The organism is Anaerostipes rhamnosivorans (assembly GCF_005280655.1).
Taxonomy (GTDB): Bacteria; Bacillota; Clostridia; order Lachnospirales; family Lachnospiraceae; genus Anaerostipes; species Anaerostipes rhamnosivorans.
In genome coordinates this window covers 1,440,697-1,457,784 of the sequence record NZ_CP040058.1, presented here as the reverse complement: position 1 = coordinate 1,457,784, position 17,088 = coordinate 1,440,697, and the positions used below count along the sequence as shown (strand labels likewise).

The 17,088-nt window shown below is 45.0% G+C and carries 16 protein-coding genes and 1 other RNA gene; 3 read left to right on the top strand and 14 right to left on the bottom strand.

Annotation, left to right across the window (positions count from 1 at the left end; all coding sequences use genetic code 11):
- Positions 1 to 25 precede the first annotated feature (25 nt).
- A complete protein-coding gene (locus AR1Y2_RS07155; protein ID WP_137328363.1) occupies positions 26 to 523 on the bottom strand; it encodes a PTS system mannose/fructose/N-acetylgalactosamine-transporter subunit IIB in 498 nt (165 codons plus the stop codon).
- A gap of 28 nt (positions 524 to 551) precedes the next feature.
- Positions 552 to 1,019 carry a PTS sugar transporter subunit IIA gene (locus AR1Y2_RS07150; RefSeq protein ID WP_137328362.1) on the bottom strand — a complete coding sequence of 156 codons (468 nt, stop codon included), beginning with the start codon at positions 1,017 to 1,019 and terminating at the stop codon, positions 552 to 554.
- Between the two features lie 248 nt (positions 1,020 to 1,267).
- Between AR1Y2_RS07150 and AR1Y2_RS07145 the strand changes: the two genes are divergently transcribed.
- Positions 1,268 to 2,023: a DeoR/GlpR family DNA-binding transcription regulator gene (locus AR1Y2_RS07145; protein WP_175403606.1), complete on the top strand. Its 756-nt coding sequence runs from the start codon at positions 1,268 to 1,270 to the stop codon at positions 2,021 to 2,023.
- Between the two features lie 137 nt (positions 2,024 to 2,160).
- On the opposite strand, the gene AR1Y2_RS07140 is transcribed toward AR1Y2_RS07145, so the two are convergent.
- Entirely contained in the window at positions 2,161 to 2,340 is a 180-nt protein-coding gene (locus AR1Y2_RS07140) for a (2Fe-2S)-binding protein (protein ID WP_175403605.1), read from the bottom strand.
- Positions 2,341 to 2,398: 58 nt separating this feature from the next.
- Positions 2,399 to 3,538: an AI-2E family transporter gene (locus AR1Y2_RS07135; RefSeq protein WP_137328359.1), complete on the bottom strand. Its 1,140-nt coding sequence runs from the start codon at positions 3,536 to 3,538 to the stop codon at positions 2,399 to 2,401.
- A gap of 156 nt (positions 3,539 to 3,694) precedes the next feature.
- Between AR1Y2_RS07135 and AR1Y2_RS07130 the strand changes: the two genes are divergently transcribed.
- Both AR1Y2_RS07130 and AR1Y2_RS07125 read left to right on the top strand, forming a co-directional pair.
- Positions 3,695 to 4,423, top strand: coding sequence for a LytR/AlgR family response regulator transcription factor (locus AR1Y2_RS07130; RefSeq protein ID WP_137328358.1), 729 nt, complete (start codon positions 3,695 to 3,697; stop codon positions 4,421 to 4,423).
- Positions 4,424 to 4,636: 213 nt separating this feature from the next.
- Entirely contained in the window at positions 4,637 to 5,188 is a 552-nt protein-coding gene (locus AR1Y2_RS07125; protein WP_243118886.1) for a LytR/AlgR family response regulator transcription factor, read from the top strand.
- 179 nt (positions 5,189 to 5,367) lie between these two features.
- Here the strand turns inward: AR1Y2_RS07125 and ssrS are convergent.
- The 10 genes from ssrS to queE all read right to left on the bottom strand — a co-directional run bounded on the left by ssrS (position 5,368) and on the right by queE (position 17,086).
- A non-coding RNA gene (gene ssrS, locus AR1Y2_RS07120) (6S RNA) lies at positions 5,368 to 5,546 on the bottom strand.
- A gap of 79 nt (positions 5,547 to 5,625) precedes the next feature.
- Entirely contained in the window at positions 5,626 to 6,216 is a 591-nt protein-coding gene (locus AR1Y2_RS07115; RefSeq protein WP_137328357.1) for a DUF5662 family protein, read from the bottom strand.
- 2 nt (positions 6,217 to 6,218) lie between these two features.
- Positions 6,219 to 6,797 (bottom strand): chromate transporter, encoded by a 579-nt coding sequence (locus tag AR1Y2_RS07110; protein ID WP_137328356.1) that lies wholly within the window; start codon positions 6,795 to 6,797, stop codon positions 6,219 to 6,221.
- Positions 6,797 to 7,354, bottom strand: coding sequence for a chromate transporter (locus AR1Y2_RS07105; protein ID WP_330576972.1), 558 nt, complete (start codon positions 7,352 to 7,354; stop codon positions 6,797 to 6,799). The genes AR1Y2_RS07110 and AR1Y2_RS07105 overlap by 1 nt, the downstream gene beginning before the upstream one ends.
- Before the next feature lie 101 nt (positions 7,355 to 7,455).
- Entirely contained in the window at positions 7,456 to 8,940 is a 1,485-nt protein-coding gene (locus AR1Y2_RS07100; RefSeq protein WP_137328355.1) for a glutamate synthase subunit beta, read from the bottom strand.
- A 12-nt stretch (positions 8,941 to 8,952) separates the two neighbouring features.
- The gene (gltB, locus tag AR1Y2_RS07095; RefSeq protein WP_137328354.1) at positions 8,953 to 13,485 is read right to left on the bottom strand and encodes a glutamate synthase large subunit; all 4,533 of its coding nucleotides are present in this window, start codon (positions 13,483 to 13,485) and stop codon (positions 8,953 to 8,955) included.
- A 343-nt stretch (positions 13,486 to 13,828) separates the two neighbouring features.
- Positions 13,829 to 15,004 (bottom strand): iron-containing alcohol dehydrogenase, encoded by a 1,176-nt coding sequence (locus tag AR1Y2_RS07090; protein ID WP_137328353.1) that lies wholly within the window; start codon positions 15,002 to 15,004, stop codon positions 13,829 to 13,831.
- A gap of 143 nt (positions 15,005 to 15,147) precedes the next feature.
- Positions 15,148 to 15,810: a 7-cyano-7-deazaguanine synthase QueC gene (gene queC / locus AR1Y2_RS07085; protein ID WP_137328352.1), complete on the bottom strand. Its 663-nt coding sequence runs from the start codon at positions 15,808 to 15,810 to the stop codon at positions 15,148 to 15,150.
- Between the two features lie 13 nt (positions 15,811 to 15,823).
- Positions 15,824 to 16,411 (bottom strand): GTP cyclohydrolase I FolE, encoded by a 588-nt coding sequence (folE, locus tag AR1Y2_RS07080; protein ID WP_137328351.1) that lies wholly within the window; start codon positions 16,409 to 16,411, stop codon positions 15,824 to 15,826.
- A gap of 6 nt (positions 16,412 to 16,417) precedes the next feature.
- Complete coding sequence (queE, locus tag AR1Y2_RS07075) at positions 16,418 to 17,086, bottom strand: putative 7-carboxy-7-deazaguanine synthase QueE (protein WP_137328350.1); 669 nt, start codon at positions 17,084 to 17,086, stop codon at positions 16,418 to 16,420.
- Between the last annotated feature and the right edge of the window lie 2 nt (positions 17,087 to 17,088).

Genomic DNA, 17,088 nt, shown 5'->3' with positions numbered 1-17,088 from the left:
ATCCTCCTTTTTATTTCTGACTTTCTTAATGTAGCTGAGGAAATATCTTCTTTAACATATCCAAAGATTCTTGTTTGTCCGTGGGGATCATTTGAAAATAAATATGGATTCCCTCTCTTTCAAGGTCAAATACAGTCTGAGCCTCTTGTTCATTCAAACCTAACTGTTTATATATCTGCTGCCTGTCTTGAATGATGGACATTTGCCCAAGCGATATATCAGAAAAAACCAACCCCATATCTTTGCATTTCCTGATCATATTCACGTCTTTAAACAATACAAACACATTCATATTCCCAAATTGGTTCTTGTTCCATACTTCCACTGCTTTCTCCACGGAGAAAATGCTAATCTTTATGTCATCCGGCGCAGCAAATTTTAAGATGTTCTTACGCATTTTGTCCTTTGATATCTCGTCATCGATCACAACAATTTTCTGTGCATTGATCGTACTAACCCATTGTGTAAGCACCTGTCCGTGGATCAGCCGGTCATCCACACGAACCATTAATTTTTTAGCCATATTAAACTCCTTTCATGACTTCCTACTTCTAATCTTCATCGTCGTCATCTGATGAAATAAACCTTTCAATATCTACCCGGGAAATTCCTGATTTAGCATTTTCAACTGCATCGAGTGAAAAATTCTTTTCCTCCAGAATACCCGGACTTTGTCTGGATATGACAACATGGAGCAGCATCGGTAAATTTACCCCAGTCACAAGTTCAAACACTTGATGATTCTCCTGTGCATATTGCAGGACCTGATTGCACGGTGTCCCGCCGTACAAATCAGCGAGTACAATACTTCCTTTGGGAAAGGATTCAAATGTTTTTGAAAACATGCTGCGATACTCATCGATATCATCCCCTTCCTCCAGAGAAAATGCAGCTATGTTTTCCGGTTCACCGAACAGCATTTTTGCTGTATCGATCAGCCCAACTGCAAACGGGCCATGACTCATAACAATAATTCCCGGAATATCTGGATTTACTTTAGATTGTGTATAGCTTTTCATCTGTTCCCTCCTTGTTCTCTGTAGCTTTGATTAGTTTCATTATTTTCCTCCTTGTCCATTACCGAAAATATTTATTTTCGTTCATGAACATATTACAATATTTCATGTCCATAGTCAATCATTTTATGTTTATTCCCAAACATTGATATTCATTTGTGAACTATCCACCAGAAGATTTTGATATTCTTTCAGTTTTGTGCTATGTTTATTGGTATCATAATGTTCGATCACGAAAGGAATTTATGCTTATGAACAGCCGAATTGAATATCTTTTAAAGAAACTGGACGAAGATGGCATATTAAACGTCAATGATCTGGCAGATGAATTCCATGTTTCCTCTGCAACTATACGCAGAGATTTATCCTCTCTTGAACAACAGGGAAAGTTAAAACGTATTCCAGGAGGTGCCATAAAGCCATCCAGCGGATCTGTCATGGCCCTGGAAACCGACTTTAACATGTCAAGCAAATTACAATTAAATTCTGTCTCAAAGAAAAAAGTTTGTGAAATAGCGTGCAAAGAAATACAGGATGGCGAATGTATTTTCATTGACGGCGGAACCACCTCCGCTTATATGTTCAAATTGCTGCAGAACAGACCGGTCACCATTGTTACAAACAACCATCTGTTCGCCTCTCAGATCACACCTCCAACAACCGCAAGAATCATCATGGTCGGCGGGATCTATATGTCCGACTTTGCAATGACCTATGGTCCGACTGCTGTTAACCAGATTCAAGGATATAATTTTGACCGCTGCTTTATCGCCTGTGTCGGCATTGATCTTCAAGAAAATTATGCATACTGTACTGAAATCGAGACCAGTGAAATCAAAAATATCGCCTGTCAGAAATCAAAACACCGCTATCTATTAATTGACGATTCCAAAGTGGACGTCATAGGCTTTTGCACTCTGAAACCACTTCATTTTTTTGATGCCATTTTTTGCGACAAAAAAAGGCCGGGATTGGAATATCCCGACAATTTTCATTTTCCTATATAATTTGTATGCATAGCGCCGCAGTATGATCCTCACGGAGCGTTATTATGTCTTAAGAGGCTCCGTTGGAATTTTCTACGACATAATAAAAAGCCGAATGGCTGACTAATAAGTCAAATCCATCCGGCTTTTACCTGTTCTTATTTTGATTTCAGTTCTGTAAGTAATTCTTCAATATCGTCAAGACATGCCCCGCAGATACTCCCTGCGCCAGTGGCATCTTTGACTGCGTCCACGGTAGTTGCGCCGTCTTCATAGGCATCTATTATTTCTCCCACGGTCACATCGACACATGGACAGATGATATCGTCTCGTTCCATTCCTTCCACCTCCATTGTTTTATGGAGTTATTATGAACCTAACATCCGCAGAATATACTTATTTTTTTTCAACTTTCTCCAAAAGGCCTTTCTTCTTAAGCCTTTCATTGGCCGCATCCCTAAGCAGTGCATAAATAACGGAGCATGCCGGAATGCTGATAAACATGCCTGGAACTCCTGCCAGATTGCCGCCCACTGTCACAGCCACCAAAACCCAAATGGCAGGCAGGCCCACAGAATTCCCAACCACATGAGGATAAATCAGGTTTCCTTCAATCTGCTGCACCACAACAAACATGATAACAAACACTACCATTTTAAACGGGCTCACCATAAAGATCAGGATAGCTCCCAGGGTGCTTCCGATAATGCCTCCCAAAATCGGGATCAGGGAAGTCACACCGATAAACATAGCTACCAGCATAGCATAAGGCAGTCCAATGATATTCATACAGATGAAAATGATCGTACCCAGGATTACCGCTTCCGTACACTGGCCGGACAGAAAGCTTGAAAACGCCTGGTTACACATATTTCCGATATATACGATCCGGTCAGCATAGGATTCTTTGATATAAGAATACAAAAGCTTCTTGGTCTGCAATATCAGCTTTTCCTTTTTCAGCAGCGCGTTCATAGCAAACACGATACCCAGAAGGAAAGTCACCACGGTCTGCACAGCAGAACTGATCACTGACATCGTAGATCCCAGAAGGCTGCTGGCGCTGGATTGAAAAAAGCCCATCAGTTCACTGCTGATCTTGTTCCAGTCCAGATCAATCTTCATCAAATTCTGTTTTGTGAGTAGAGGATTATCCGATATTTTCTGTAAAAAGCCCTGAATCTCATTCACAAACCCCGGAATACTGGAGGCCAGGCTGTATAAAGTTCTGGCAAGCTCAGGCAGAATCAAAAAGCTGATCAGCGCCAGCACACCGATAATACAGACGATAGCCAGCAGCAGACTCAATGCTCTTCTGCCCTTCTTTACCTTGGAAAACAAACGGGTCTCAAAAAACCTCATGGGTACATTGATGATAAATGCCATACATCCGCCGATCACAAACGGGAAAATCACAGAGATCAGATAAGAGATTCCTTTCAGTATGTAGCTTATGTTGCTGACCCCAAGATAGAGAAGGACACCAAATGCTACAAGTCCAAAGAATCCCTGCGTATTTTTATTGTAAAATTTCATATGTTACAGCTCCTTTTAAAAGATATTAACCAATTATACCGGAAATAAAATCAGATATCCATAGATAATAAAAAAGATTCGGTTTCTTATTGTATTTCTAAGTTTTTCCATGGTAAGATAGAGTTGTACAAAATGCAAAATGGAGTGATGATACCAATGAACATTTACATATATAACAATAACCGGAAGACATCCAAAGCCAATAAAAAGACACTAGAAGAACTTGCCTCAAAGCACCACTACAGCACTGATATCTTTGAATATGACAACAAAGATGAACTAGTATTTGATCTTTCTTCCCATCCGGAACGGGCAGATGTGATCATATTTCGTATATCCAGGTGCAAAGACGAACAGATTGCCGGGCTGGAAGCTGCCAAGAGCCTGCGCAAGCTTGGCTGTCATGCCTTGTTTATTTATGTATCGGCTAACAAACAGCTGGCCGCGGATACATTTCCAACCTTTCCTTTTTACTATTTTTATATCAAGCATCTGACCCTTGCCGAGTTTGAGGACGTATACATAAAAGCTCTCTCACTAGCCAGAAAGCGGCGGGACAAGCTGTTCCAATGCGGCAATGACATGGATGAGCACGTGTTTCCTCTGTCAGATATTTATTATTTTGAAATATTTCAAAGAATCACCACTGTATATCACAGCAATACAAGCTTTTCTTTCTACAGGTCCATGGCAGGCCTGGAAAAGGAACTGACTCCGAAAGGATTTCTGCGCATTCACAGATCCTTTCTCATCAACATGCGCCATATTGACAGAGTCACTGACCACACCGTAAAGCTGACCAACGGATTTGAACTCCCTATCGGCACCACATACTTAAATCAGGTCCGAAAGAAACTTTCACAACTTAAAACCTATTCCATATAAGAGTTAAGAAGGTGATATCATGTTTTCTATCTGTTTTTGTGACGATACCCCTGCAACCCTCGAAAAACATATCGCCTTTTTCAGTCCATCGCAGAGAGACACCAGATTCAGGCCAATTTCCGAGCCTTCTCATCAGGTGGGGAACTTCTTCGCTATGCGGAAAATCCAAACCACTTTTTTGATCTCTATTTCATCGATGCAGTGCTGAAAGACATGAACGGCATAGATACTGCCGTCCATCTCCGGGAATATGACCCCGACGGACTTGTCGTCTTCCTTGGTCTCCGCCCTGAATGTGCCGGGGATTGTTTTACAGCCTATCCCTTTAATTATATCATTAAGTCAAGGCTCAATTACACAAAAGGCGAGTCCGTTTTTCTTGCCGCCTATTCTGTCTTTAAACAGAGACAGCAGCCGTTTATCGTGTGCAGGAACCGTTCTACCTTCCAGTGCATCAGGCTCTCTGATATTTCACATTTTGAAACGCTGGGACGTCTCGTAGTCGTTCACTTTAAAGACCAGACATTTGAATTTTATTCCAAGCTTAATACTGTGGAGCAGTCCGTAAAAGACAAAGGATTTATTCGCGTGCACCGTTCTTTTATCGTAAATCTCTCCTATATTGCAGCGGCGGACAAAGAGAGCCTCTATCTGCTCGGACATGAGAGTGCCATTCCCATCGGGCAAGTATACCTGGATCAGGTACGCCGGGAGACCTATCCATTCTTCAGTATCAATCAAAACAACCAGACCCTCACTCTTTGAGGTACTGTAATTGACAATTTTGAGCACCAAATGTGAATTGACGTAGTTAAATGATTTCCTTACGCATTTTGTTTGCATTCTCGCGAAGCGTTTTTATGTCATAAGAGGTTCCGTAGGAATTTCCTATGACATGAAACAAGGGGGCTGCCTGTATGGCATCCCCCTCAATCTTATCTTTTGTTATGCCCAAGATGCCGTTCCCCGCAATTTTGACTCCTAGCCACAGCTAGGTGGGTTTCCTCATCCTGCCTTCTACCTTCCACCGTATTGTGGCTTGGTATCCAGCCGGATATTCGGAATCCCGTTCAAATAGTTGTAGGTTCAAAATAGCAGGCGTTATCGTACACCCCAGGCCGTTCGTTCCGTTTCATTAAAGCTATTATACCCTAAGTATTCCAGAGTTTCAAGAATTATATGCAAGACAATTTTACCAGCACTCAGCCTATGACTACTGAACCCGTCTTTTCAAAAGGAGAGATTTTGTCATAGCCGCTGATATCTTCCTTCAGGTCTCTTTTGACATAACGGAAGGTCTCCTTCTCTCCTTTTTTGGCATACATGGTCAGAAGCATCATCAGATAATCCTTGGATGCCTCATGCATAATCGATGCACCGATCCCATTGTTAAAATACTCCAGAGGGCTCTCTGTTGTAAAATCGTTCTTTTTATAGATCTTTCCCGCACTGATCCTGTCTACCAGCATCTCCGCCATATATCGTTTGGGAATCTTCATTCCTACCAGACATTTGGCCTCCGGGTTTAAGCTGTAATCGATCCAATACTCAAAATGGTGCCTGTTCCGCCCCTTATGATGTAGCCATGCCCTGGATATCCCGTACTTTCTCCTCTCTATATTGTTGGGGCTTTGATTCCCCTGATAGTACCTTGCCCCGGGAATGAATTCCGTCGGAGAATACTTTGACATATCGTGCATGATCCCTTGCCAGTAAAGGCCGACCTTAAAGCAGCCCTTTGCCACCAGGATTTTGTGCTTTGTAATTGTCCTAAAATGTCCTAAAATATGCATAATCAAACTCCCAGTACGGCAACCCCAATACACCCCGACAACACGATCAAGAAAATCGGATGTATGGATCTCCCCCGTTTTTCTGCTAACTTACTTATCATATATAATATAACAAAAAGAATCACAGATTTAAAGTCAATGGAGGAAAGTATTTTATGAATATTCAGTTCTCCGGTTTTTAAGAACGCAACTTTAAACACGGATAAGGTGGCTGCACAGATTAGCCCGGCCACCACCGGGCGTATACCGTAAAAACCAGCTTCCACATAGCGGTTATTCTTAAAGCTTTCCAGTACCCTGGCCACCAGGATGATAATGATGACGGACGGCAGCACAAGACCAAAGGTCGCTATGAGACTTCCCGGAACTCCTGCGATATGATATCCGGAATAGGTTGACATATTAACCCCGATGGCTCCCGGTGTGGACTCTGAGATCGCCAGCATATTGACAATATCGCCCTGGGTAAACCAGTGAAATTTGTCTGCCATACTATAGAGAAACGGAAGTGTGGCAAGGCCTCCGCCAAGGGCAAACAGGCCTGTCTTAAAGAATTCTACAAACAGCTGAAAAAGAATCATTAATTCTGCTCTCCTTTCCGCACGCGCCCGCAGAGCAGAAGCCCCAGGGCAGCACCGATGATCACATAGATCACCGGATTATTCATGACAAATACCATACCGAAAAACGTAGCGGCAAAGATAATCCCGGTAAGCCAGTCCACCACACCGCCTTTTACCATCTTCTTTATGCTGTTGATCATCAGGACGCAGACACAGACCCGGATGCCCCAGAACGCGCTCTGCACCGCTTTCAGTTCACTGAAGTTGGTCATAAAAGCGGCAATCACCATGATGATGACCAGGGACGGAGCCGTAAATCCCAGAGTGGCTGTGATACCTCCCCTAATCCCCTTTAATTTGTATCCGATAAACGTGGAAGTGTTGACAGCGATGACTCCCGGTGTACACTGTCCCACCGCAAAATAATCCATGACCTCTTCGCTGGTGGCCCAGCCTTTATTCTGTACAACTTCCCTCTCGATCATCGGAAGCATGGCATAACCTCCGCCGAACGTAAATGCACCCATCTTAAAAAAGGTTAAAAATAATTCTTTATATTCCTTCAATATATCCATCCGTCCTTCCCATTGATTTTTCTTTCTTATTATACGGAAAAACTGTAAAAAAAACCAGAGACAAAACCAAACTGGTTTTGTCTCTGGCCGTGTAACGGTTCTTAAAGATTGGTGTAGCCCATCATCTCAAGGTCGACCTCTCTTGCCGCTTCCCGTCCTTCGCGGATCGCCCAGACGACCAGTGACTGGCCCCGGTGCATATCTCCTGCAGTAAACACATTTTTTATATTGGTCCGGAAAGAGTCTTTTTGTGTGGCGACGTTGGTGCGCTCATTAACCTTTACGCCAAATGCATCGGTCACATAGGATTCGCTTCCAAGGAATCCTGCCGCGATCAGCACCAAATCCACCGGCACTTCCTTTTCCGTACCTGCAATCTCAGCCATGACCATCCGTCCGGTCTTTTCATCCTTTTTGCTCTCAAGCTTCACGATGACGGCTTTTGACACCTCCCCTTTTTTATTCTTCTTAAATTCCTTGACCGTAGACTGGTAAGTCCTCGGATCATGTCCGAACACAGCGGCCGCTTCCTCCTGCCCATAGTCCGTCTTTGAAACTCTTGGCCACTCCGGCCACGGATTGTTTTCCGCCCGCTCGTGGGGCAGCTCCGGCATCATTTCCAGTTGGATGACACTCTTAGCTCCGTGGCGGATGGAAGTGCCCACACAGTCATTTCCTGTGTCGCCGCCTCCGATGACCAGCACATTCTTCCCTTTCGCACTGATATAGGTGTTTTCCTTAAGCCCATTGTCCAGCAGTGCTTTTGTGGTGGATTTCAGGAAATCCACTGCAAAGTAGATACCTTTTGCATCTCTTCCTGGGACTTCAATATCCCTTGGATGAGAGGAGCCGCAGGCTAAGATAATACTGTCATATTCTTTTTTCAGCTGTTCTGCTTTGATATCTTTTCCCACATCCGTATTGATCTCAAAGCGAATGCCTTCCTCTTCCATGATCTTGATCTTGCGCTCCACAACCTGTTTTTCCAGTTTCATGTTGGGAATCCCATACATCATAAGGCCTCCCACCCGGTCAGAGCGTTCAAAAACCGTAACCTGATGGCCTCTTTTATTCAGGGAATTGGCAGCTGAAAGCCCTGCCGGGCCTGATCCGATAACTGCAACCTTCTTTCCTGTCCTGCTCTTCGGAGGTTTTGCCTTTGCCAGCCCGTTGGCATATCCGTATTCAATGATACTCAGCTCATTTTGCTTAGAGCAGACTGGTTCTCCGTTCAGGCCGCAGGTACAGGCCGCCTCACAGAGGGCCGGGCAGACCCTTCCTGTGAATTCCGGGAACGGATTGGTCTTTTTAAGCCGTTCAAATGCCTGTTCCCAGTTGCCTGTATAGATCAAGTCGTTCCATTCCGGAACCAGATTGTTTAACGGGCATCCGGAGGCCATTCCATTTAACATCAGCCCTGACTGGCAGAACGGCACACCGCAGTCCATACAGCGGGCACCCTGCCTCTGCTGTTCCTCCTTTGGGAGAGGAATATGGAATTCATTATAATGTTTAATTCTTTCCTTGGGATCTTCAGCCCTTGCATCTTTTCTATCATAATCTATAAATCCGGTCGGTTTTCCCATTTGTCTGTCCTCCTACTTTGCGTTCTCGTAAAATGCTTCAATCTGTGCCTGCTCGCTGCTAAGTCCCCGTTCTTCCATCTGAACGATCAGGTTCAGCATCCGTTTGTAATCCACCGGCATGATCTTTTTAAACTTCGGCAGATATTCTTCAAAATTCTTCAGGATATTCTTTCCTTTTTCGGAGTTTGTGTAGGCCACATGCTCTTTCAGCATTTCTTTGACTTCCAGCACATCGTATTTGGATGTAATGTTTTCAATGGTCACCATTTCCTTGTTCACATTCATGTAGAGACTGCTGTCCTCATCCAGAACATAAGCGATACCGCCGCTCATGCCTGCCGCAAAGTTCTTCCCTGTCTCGCCGAGGACTAAAACACGTCCTCCGGTCATATATTCACATCCATGATCGCCTACGCCTTCCACGACGGCAATAGCTCCGGAATTTCTCACGCAGAATCGTTCTCCTGCAACTCCGTTGATAAATGACTTGCCGCTGGTTGCTCCGTAGAGCGCCACGTTTCCTACAATGATATTTTCTTCCGGCCTAAACTTGACGCCGGTCGGAGGATAAACCACAAGCTTTCCTCCTGACAGCCCTTTTCCAAAGTAGTCATTGCTGTCTCCCACAAGCTCCAGCGTGAGCCCTTTCGGTATAAATGCCCCGAAGCTCTGTCCGCCGGCACCAGTACATTTTATTGTGTACATATCGTCAGGCAGTGTGTTTTCACCCCAGCGTTTGGTAATCTCAGAGCCGAAGATCGTACCGAAGGTACGGTCTATATTTGTCACATCCAGTTCGATGCTCTTTCTCTGCTTCTTTTCCAGAGCCGGTTTCAATTTCTTAAGAAGAACCGTCTCATCCGCTGACTTATCCAGTTTAAAGTCATAAACCTTTTTGTGAAGATAATCAACCTTTTCCGCTTCCACATAGGAAGTATCCAGAATCCTTGTCAGGTCAATATGCTTTTCTTTGGCTTCCTCTGTCGGTTTCAGCAAATCTGTGCGTCCTACCAGTTCATCGATGGTAGCCACACCAAGCTTCGCCATATATTCCCTCAGTTCCTGGGCAATAAACCGCATGAAGTTTACCACATACTCCGGTTTTCCTGCAAATCTCTTGCGCAGTTCCGGATTCTGAGTAGCCACACCCACCGGACAGGTATCCAGGTTGCAGACACGCATCATGACACAGCCCAAGGTGACAAGCGGTGCTGTAGCAAAACCAAACTCCTCTGCCCCTAACATAGCCGCCACTGCTACGTCACGTCCACTCATGAGTTTACCGTCTGTCTCCAGGATCACCTTGTTTCTGAGATCATTCATGATCAGGTTCTGGTGTGCTTCCGCAAGTCCCAGCTCCCATGGAAGCCCTGCGTTGTAGATGGAGTTTCTAGGAGCGGCTCCGGTACCACCGTCATACCCTGAGACCAGAATTACCTGCGCCCCGGCTTTTGCCACACCGGATGCCACAGTTCCCACTCCAGCTTCGGATACAAGCTTCACAGAGATTCTGGCGTCCCTGTTTGCATTTTTGCAGTCATAGATCAGCTGCGCCAGATCCTCGATAGAGTAAATATCATGGTGAGGCGGAGGGGATATCAGTCCCACTCCCGCCGTTGAGTGACGGGTCTTGGCGATCCAAGGATAAACCTTCTTTCCCGGAAGATGTCCTCCCTCACCAGGCTTTGCTCCCTGAGCCATCTTGATCTGAATCTCTTTTGCACTGACCAGATACTCACTTGTGACTCCGAACCTTCCGGATGCCACCTGTTTGATAGCAGAACAGCGGTTCTTTCCGTCTCTTCCAACCGTCAGACGTTCCGGGCGTTCCCCGCCCTCTCCGCTGTTGGACTTGCCGCCCAGCATGTTCATGGCAATGGCCAATGTTTCATGAGCCTCTCCTGAGATAGAACCATAAGACATAGCACCGGTCTTAAACCTTTTGACAATCGACTCTACGCTCTCTACCTTCTCCAGAGGGATGCCCTTGGACGGATAGTTAAACTCCATCAGGCCTCTTAAATTGCCCGGCTCCAGCTCTTCATCGATCATATGTGTATACTGCTTAAACGTGTCATAATTGCCGGTCCTTGCCGCCATCTGAAGCGTATGGATCGTCTGCGGATTATACAGATGCTGTTCCTTGCCGCTTCTGAACTTATGGCTTCCGGTGCTCTCCAGCATCAGATCGTTTTCCAGGCCCAGCGGATCAAATGCAGAGGAATGTCTCACATCCACATCTTCTTCAATATCTTTCAGGGTGATTCCTTCTACACGGCTTACTGTATTTGTAAAGTACTGGTCAATGACCTTGGAGTCAATACCGATCGCCTCAAAGATCTGGGACCCCTGGTAAGACTGGATCGTGGAAATACCCATCTTGGATGCAATTTTGATGATTCCGTGAAGCACTGCGTTTGTATAATCCTCCACTGCGGCATAATAATCCTTGTGCAGCAGGTTATCATCAATAAGCTTCTGAATAGCCTGAAGAGCCAAATATGGATTTACCGCACAGGCTCCGTAACCAAGCAGAGTCGCAAAGTGGTGGACTTCCCTCGGCTCGCCGCTCTCAAGGATCAGGGCCACAGAGGTTCTTTTCTTTGTCTTGATCAAATGCTGGTGCATCGCGGACACAGCCAGCAGTGACGGGATAGCGACATGATTCTCATCCACGCCCCGGTCAGACAGAATAATAATATTGGCCCCATCCCTGTAAGCACGGTCAGCTTCCACAAACAGACGGTCCAGCGCCTTTTCCAGAGAAGTATTTTTATAGTATATGATCGGAAGTTCAGCTACTTGGAATCCCTCCCGCTTTAAGTTTTTGATCTTTAAAAGGTCCGTATCCGTAAGGATTGGGTTATGAACCTTTAACACCTGGCAGTTATCCGGCTTTTCCTCTAAGATATTTCCGTCTTTTCCCACGTAGATCGTTGTGGAGGTCACAAGCTCTTCCCTAATCGCATCAATCGGCGGGTTTGTTACCTGTGCGAACAGCTGCTTAAAATAGTTAAACAGCGGCTGGTGTTTTTTTGACAGAACAGCCAGCGGGGAATCCGTTCCCATGGCCGCGATTGCCTCTGAGCCATTGAGTGCCATGGGCTGAATGGCTGTTTTAACTTCTTCATAGGAATATCCGAAAGCCTTTAAAAGCTTTTCTCTCTGCTCGGACTCGTAAGCCGGAACAGGGATATTCGGGATCTTTAAATCCTTAAGTTCGATCAGATTGCTGTCTAACCACTCGCCGTAGGGTTCTTTTCCTGCATAGGATTCCTTTACAACATCATCGTCAATGACTTCTCCTTTGACCGTGTCCACAAGGAGCATCTTGCCCGGACGCAGCCGTTCCTTCACTAGAATCTTCGTAGGGTCAATATCCAGCACTCCGATCTCGGAAGACAGGATCAGCTGATCGTCATCGGTGATGTAATATCTGGAAGGACGCAAGCCGTTTCGGTCAAGCACGGCTCCTACCTGGTCTCCATCGGTGAACAGAATGGAAGCCGGTCCATCCCAAGGCTCCATCATAGTGGCATAGTACTGGTAAAAATCCCGTTTCTTCTGGCTGATAACTTTATTGTTCTCCCATGGCTCCGGAATGGTGATCATGATCGCATGAGGCAGTGCCATACCGCTCATCACAAGGAATTCCAGTGTGTTATCAAGTCTTGCCGAATCTGATCCGTTGGGATTGACTACAGGGATCACTTTATGCATCTGGCCCTTCAGGTACTTGGACTCCATATTCTCTTCCCTGGCCAGCATCTTATCAGCGTTTCCACGGATGGTATTGATCTCACCGTTATGTACGATGAAACGGTACGGATGTGCTTTCTCCCAGCTTGGAGTGGTGTTGGTACTGAACCGGGAATGAACGAGGGCTATGGCAGATTCATAATCCTGATCCTGAAGGTCTTTAAAGAAGGTCCTCAACTGATCCACAAGGAACATTCCCTTATATACGATGGTTCTGCTGGACAAAGAGATCACATAGGTCTCCTCGTTGCTCTGTTCAAAAACTTTCCTGATGATATAAAGCCTGCGGTCAAATTCCAGCCCTTTTTCAACTGCCTCCGGTTTTTCAATAAATGCCTGAAGGATCTTAGGCATACATTCAATGGCCTTTTTTCCCAAAACCTTACTGTCCGTGGGCACTTCCCTCCATCCCAGGAAGTTCATCCCTTCTTTTTCCACGATAATCTCAAACATCTTCTTGGCCTGCTGGATTTTCAGTTCGTCATTCGGGAAGAAAAACATGCCGACGCCGTATTCTCTCTCTCCCCCGATTCCGATACCGGCCTCCTTACAAGCTTTCTCAAAAAATTTGTGGGAGATCTGAAGCATGATCCCGACACCGTCTCCAGTCTCTCCTGCTGCGTCTTTACCGGCTCTGTGCTCTAAGGTCTCTACAATCTTTAAAGCATTATGAACAGTCTTGTGGCTCTTGATCCCTTTAATATTGACACAGGCTCCAATCCCGCAGTTATCATGCTCAAAGCTAGGATGGTATAACCCAGGGGTGTTCTCTCTCTTGTTCGTCATAAGTCTCTTCCTTTCTTCCTGCTGCTTGGAAATGTTATTTTTTGTAGATTTCCTACGTTGGAATCTATCATACAAAAATTTAAGGACCTTGTAAAGTATTTTTTTCTTAAGTTATCTGATTATTTGATTATTTTGCATTCTTATATGAATAATCTGATAATTCATCAGGATAATTCGCCCAGACCCAGGATAATATTAGAAATGAATTCAGCTCATAAGATCAAAAAAGCCGGGACTAAAAAAAGTCCCAGCTTTAAAAATATGAGTTATTTACCACGATTTCCATCGCACTTTTTAAAATGCGCTTGCCCATAGTGGTAAATGGATGTAGTGTCTGCTATATTTAGAATATTACGTCTTTTCCGTAGTAGATGCACTCTAACACTTTTTCCATGTCATCTACAGAGGTTTCTCTAGGATTAGATCCTGTACATGCGTCTGCCACAGCACGCTCCGCGATCATCCTCTTCTTCTGGTTGAATTCTTCTTCATTGATTCCGAAATCTTTCAGGTTGGAAACAATGTTCAGCTTCTTGTTCATATCCCGGATTGCTTCAATCAAAGAAAGTGTCAGTGCTTTATCGGAATTTCCAGGGAGGCCGATCTTTCTTGCAATGGCTGCATAGCGGTCTTCGCATACCTTTGCATTAAACTGGATCACATACGGAAGATAGATAGCGTTCGCACATCCGTGTGTGATATGTCCTGTATCAAAAACTGCTCCTGTCTTATGCGCTAAAGAATGTACAATTCCTAACAGTGCATTAGAGAATGACATTCCTGCAAGACATTGTGCATAGTGCATATTTTCACGTGCGGTCATGTCTCCCTCATAGGAAGCTTTTAAGTTGTCAAATACCATCTCGATGGCATCGATTGCCAAAGGATCTGAAAATGGTGAATGCAGTCCGGCAACATATGCTTCAATCGCATGGGTCAGTGCATCCATTCCTGTATAAGAGGTCAGTTTCGGAGGCATCGTCTCTGCCAGTGCAGGGTCTACAATGGCAACATCCGGTGTGATCTCAAAGTCTGCCAGCGGATATTTAATGCCTGAACTGTAGTCCGTGATAACAGCAAATGCCGTCACTTCCGTAGCTGTTCCTGAAGTTGAAGGGATTGCAAGGAATCTTGCTTTGTTTCTGAGTTTTGGAACTGTGAATGGGTCTTTTACATCGTCAAATGTGGTTTCCGGATGTTCATAGAAGATCCACATAGCTTTTGCAGCATCGATCGGAGATCCTCCGCCCATTGCCACGATCCAGTCCGGTTCAAACTCTCTCATAATCTCGGCACCTTTAAATACGGTCTCAACAGAAGGGTCCGGCTCTACTCCCTCAATTAATTTTGTCTCTATGCCTGCTTCTTTTAAATAATCAACAACCTGGTCTACAAATCCAAAACGTTTCATAGATCCGCCGCCGATGACTAAAACAGCTTTTTTTCCGTCCAGCGTCTTCAGTGTCTCAAGTGATCCTTTTCCAAAGTACAAATCTCTAGGTAATGTAAATCTTCCCATACGTTATCTCCTTTGTTGCAGAGGATTGATATGTTGACAACCCTGACCATTGGTTACATTCCTATTGTACTATTTTGTTAATGTTTTATCAATAAGAATCTAAAAACAAGATAACACTTAGACAAATTTTCTAAGCCTGAATCTCAGTTCCGGCGCTCTGTTAGATAGGCTTCCATTCCTTTTCTTCTCAGCTTGCACGCAGGACAGTCACCGCATCCGTCGCCCTTTACCCCGTTATAACAGGTCAGTGTTTCCTGCCTGATAATATCAAAAACTCCCAGATCATCGGCCATTTTCCATGTCTCTTTTTTGTCAATCCACATGAGCGGAGTGATCACCTCAAACTCGTAGTCCATTGCTAGCGTCAGGGTTGTTTCAAGAGATGTGATAAACACATGTCTGCAGTCTGGATATCCGCTGAAATCACTCTGTGACACACCGGTCACCAACACATGAATCCCTCTCTGTTTTGCAAACACAGCTGCGAATGTAAGAAAGAGCATATTCCTTCCGTCTACAAAGGAATTGGGTGTACCGGTCTCTGGCGCTTCTTTGTCCACCTCAATATCCGCCCTGGTCAGGGAATTTGGCGCCAGCTGGTTTAGCAGGCCCATATCCAGGATATGATGCTCCACCCCATGCTTTTTGCAGATTTCTTTTGCACAGACCAGCTCGTCTGAATGCTTCTGTCCATAGTTAAAAGAAAGCGCAATGACTTCCTCATATTTTTTCTTTGCCCAGAACAGACAGGTGGTGCTGTCCTGTCCTCCGCTGAATACAACGACTGCCTTTGTTGGTTTTGACATAATATCCTCCTCTTTATCTGTCTGCCAGTGTGTAAAAACGGCTTTCCATGAAAGGATCGCTCTCAAACCGGCCTCTCAGTGTCGATGTGATGGTTTTTGCCTGGTTTTTCTTGATGCCCCTGGCACTCATGCAGCTATGGTTTCCCTCTATGAGCACTGCCACATCTTCTGTTTGGGCCACCTCAGAAATAATCTCTGCTATATCGGATCCAATGCGTTCCTGAAGCTGCAGGCGTTTACCCACCATGTCACAGATTCTCGCAATCTTGCTGAGTCCCAGGATCTTTTCTTTCGGCTGGTATGCGACGGTCACCTTCATATTGTACATCAATGCTAAATGGTGCTCACAATAGCTGAAAATATCAATATCCTTTACAATAACCATGTCCTTATGATTTTTAACTGACAAATCGTCTTCAAACGTCTTGGAAAACATCTCCGCGATCTGAGTGTTTGTATAATTCATCCCTTCAAACACTTCTTCATACATCCTGGCCACACGGTCCGGTGTCTCTACCAGCCCTTCCCGTTCCGGATCATCTCCTAGTGCTTCAAGTATTCCTCTGATATGTGTCTTGATTGCTTCTTTATCGATTGCCATAGCTTCCTAGACTCCCTTCTGCTCCGGATCCCAAACGACCTTGTGGATCTGGATCTGAAACCTGACTTTATTAAGCTTGTGTTCCTTCATAAATTCTACGATCTCTTCCGGCAGCAGTGCACCAAAGACCGGACTGAAATAAACGATGGCTCTCTCACAGAGAGAAAACCGGTCTGTGATCTCTTTTGCCCTTTCCAGGTCCTCTCTTGTCCCTATAACGAACTTTACTACATCCCACGGTTTTAATTCTTCCATATTTTCAAGGCACATGGATTCTTCCATGCCGCTGGACGGCAGCTTATAATCCATGGTCATAGAAAGCCTTGCGTCTCTTTCTCTCCACGGGCGGATGGGAATACTTCCGTTTGTCTCAATCTCCAGTTCTACTTTCGGCAGAGCGAGAATACTTCCGATGAGCCCGCTGATATTTTCGTCCAAAAGCGGCTCCCCTCCCGTCAATGTCACCAGTTCAACCCCGGCCTCCTTCACCATCTGTGCAGTCTCCGGGGCCGTCATAAGTTCCGCGTCCCCTTTTTTGCTGATGGCCCATTTGGTGTCACAGTAGGAGCAGTTTAGATTACATCCCCGAAGGCGGATAAACATGGCAAGCCTCCCGGCCTTCTTTCCTTCTCCGTTAATACTCACAAAACTTTCTGCGATCTTAAAAGTTTCCATTT

What these genes read in the sequence shown, in the direction of transcription:
- AR1Y2_RS07155 (WP_137328363.1), bottom strand. Translation starts at nt 523, where the DNA reads ATGGCTAAAAAATTAATGGTTCGTGTGGATGACCGGCTGATCCACGGA.
- AR1Y2_RS07150 (WP_137328362.1), bottom strand. Translation starts at nt 1,019, where the DNA reads ATGAAAAGCTATACACAATCTAAAGTAAATCCAGATATTCCGGGAATT.
- AR1Y2_RS07145 (WP_175403606.1), top strand. Translation starts at nt 1,268, where the DNA reads ATGAACAGCCGAATTGAATATCTTTTAAAGAAACTGGACGAAGATGGC.
- AR1Y2_RS07140 (WP_175403605.1), bottom strand. Translation starts at nt 2,340, where the DNA reads ATGGAACGAGACGATATCATCTGTCCATGTGTCGATGTGACCGTGGGA.
- AR1Y2_RS07135 (WP_137328359.1), bottom strand. Translation starts at nt 3,538, where the DNA reads ATGAAATTTTACAATAAAAATACGCAGGGATTCTTTGGACTTGTAGCA.
- AR1Y2_RS07130 (WP_137328358.1), top strand. Translation starts at nt 3,695, where the DNA reads ATGAACATTTACATATATAACAATAACCGGAAGACATCCAAAGCCAAT.
- AR1Y2_RS07125 (WP_243118886.1), top strand. Translation starts at nt 4,637, where the DNA reads ATGAACGGCATAGATACTGCCGTCCATCTCCGGGAATATGACCCCGAC.
- AR1Y2_RS07115 (WP_137328357.1), bottom strand. Translation starts at nt 6,216, where the DNA reads ATGCATATTTTAGGACATTTTAGGACAATTACAAAGCACAAAATCCTG.
- AR1Y2_RS07110 (WP_137328356.1), bottom strand. Translation starts at nt 6,797, where the DNA reads ATGATTCTTTTTCAGCTGTTTGTAGAATTCTTTAAGACAGGCCTGTTT.
- AR1Y2_RS07105 (WP_330576972.1), bottom strand. Translation starts at nt 7,354, where the DNA reads ATGGATATATTGAAGGAATATAAAGAATTATTTTTAACCTTTTTTAAG.
- AR1Y2_RS07100 (WP_137328355.1), bottom strand. Translation starts at nt 8,940, where the DNA reads ATGGGAAAACCGACCGGATTTATAGATTATGATAGAAAAGATGCAAGG.
- gltB (WP_137328354.1), bottom strand. Translation starts at nt 13,485, where the DNA reads ATGACGAACAAGAGAGAGAACACCCCTGGGTTATACCATCCTAGCTTT.
- AR1Y2_RS07090 (WP_137328353.1), bottom strand. Translation starts at nt 15,004, where the DNA reads ATGGGAAGATTTACATTACCTAGAGATTTGTACTTTGGAAAAGGATCA.
- queC (WP_137328352.1), bottom strand. Translation starts at nt 15,810, where the DNA reads ATGTCAAAACCAACAAAGGCAGTCGTTGTATTCAGCGGAGGACAGGAC.
- folE (WP_137328351.1), bottom strand. Translation starts at nt 16,411, where the DNA reads ATGGCAATCGATAAAGAAGCAATCAAGACACATATCAGAGGAATACTT.
- queE (WP_137328350.1), bottom strand. Translation starts at nt 17,086, where the DNA reads ATGGAAACTTTTAAGATCGCAGAAAGTTTTGTGAGTATTAACGGAGAA.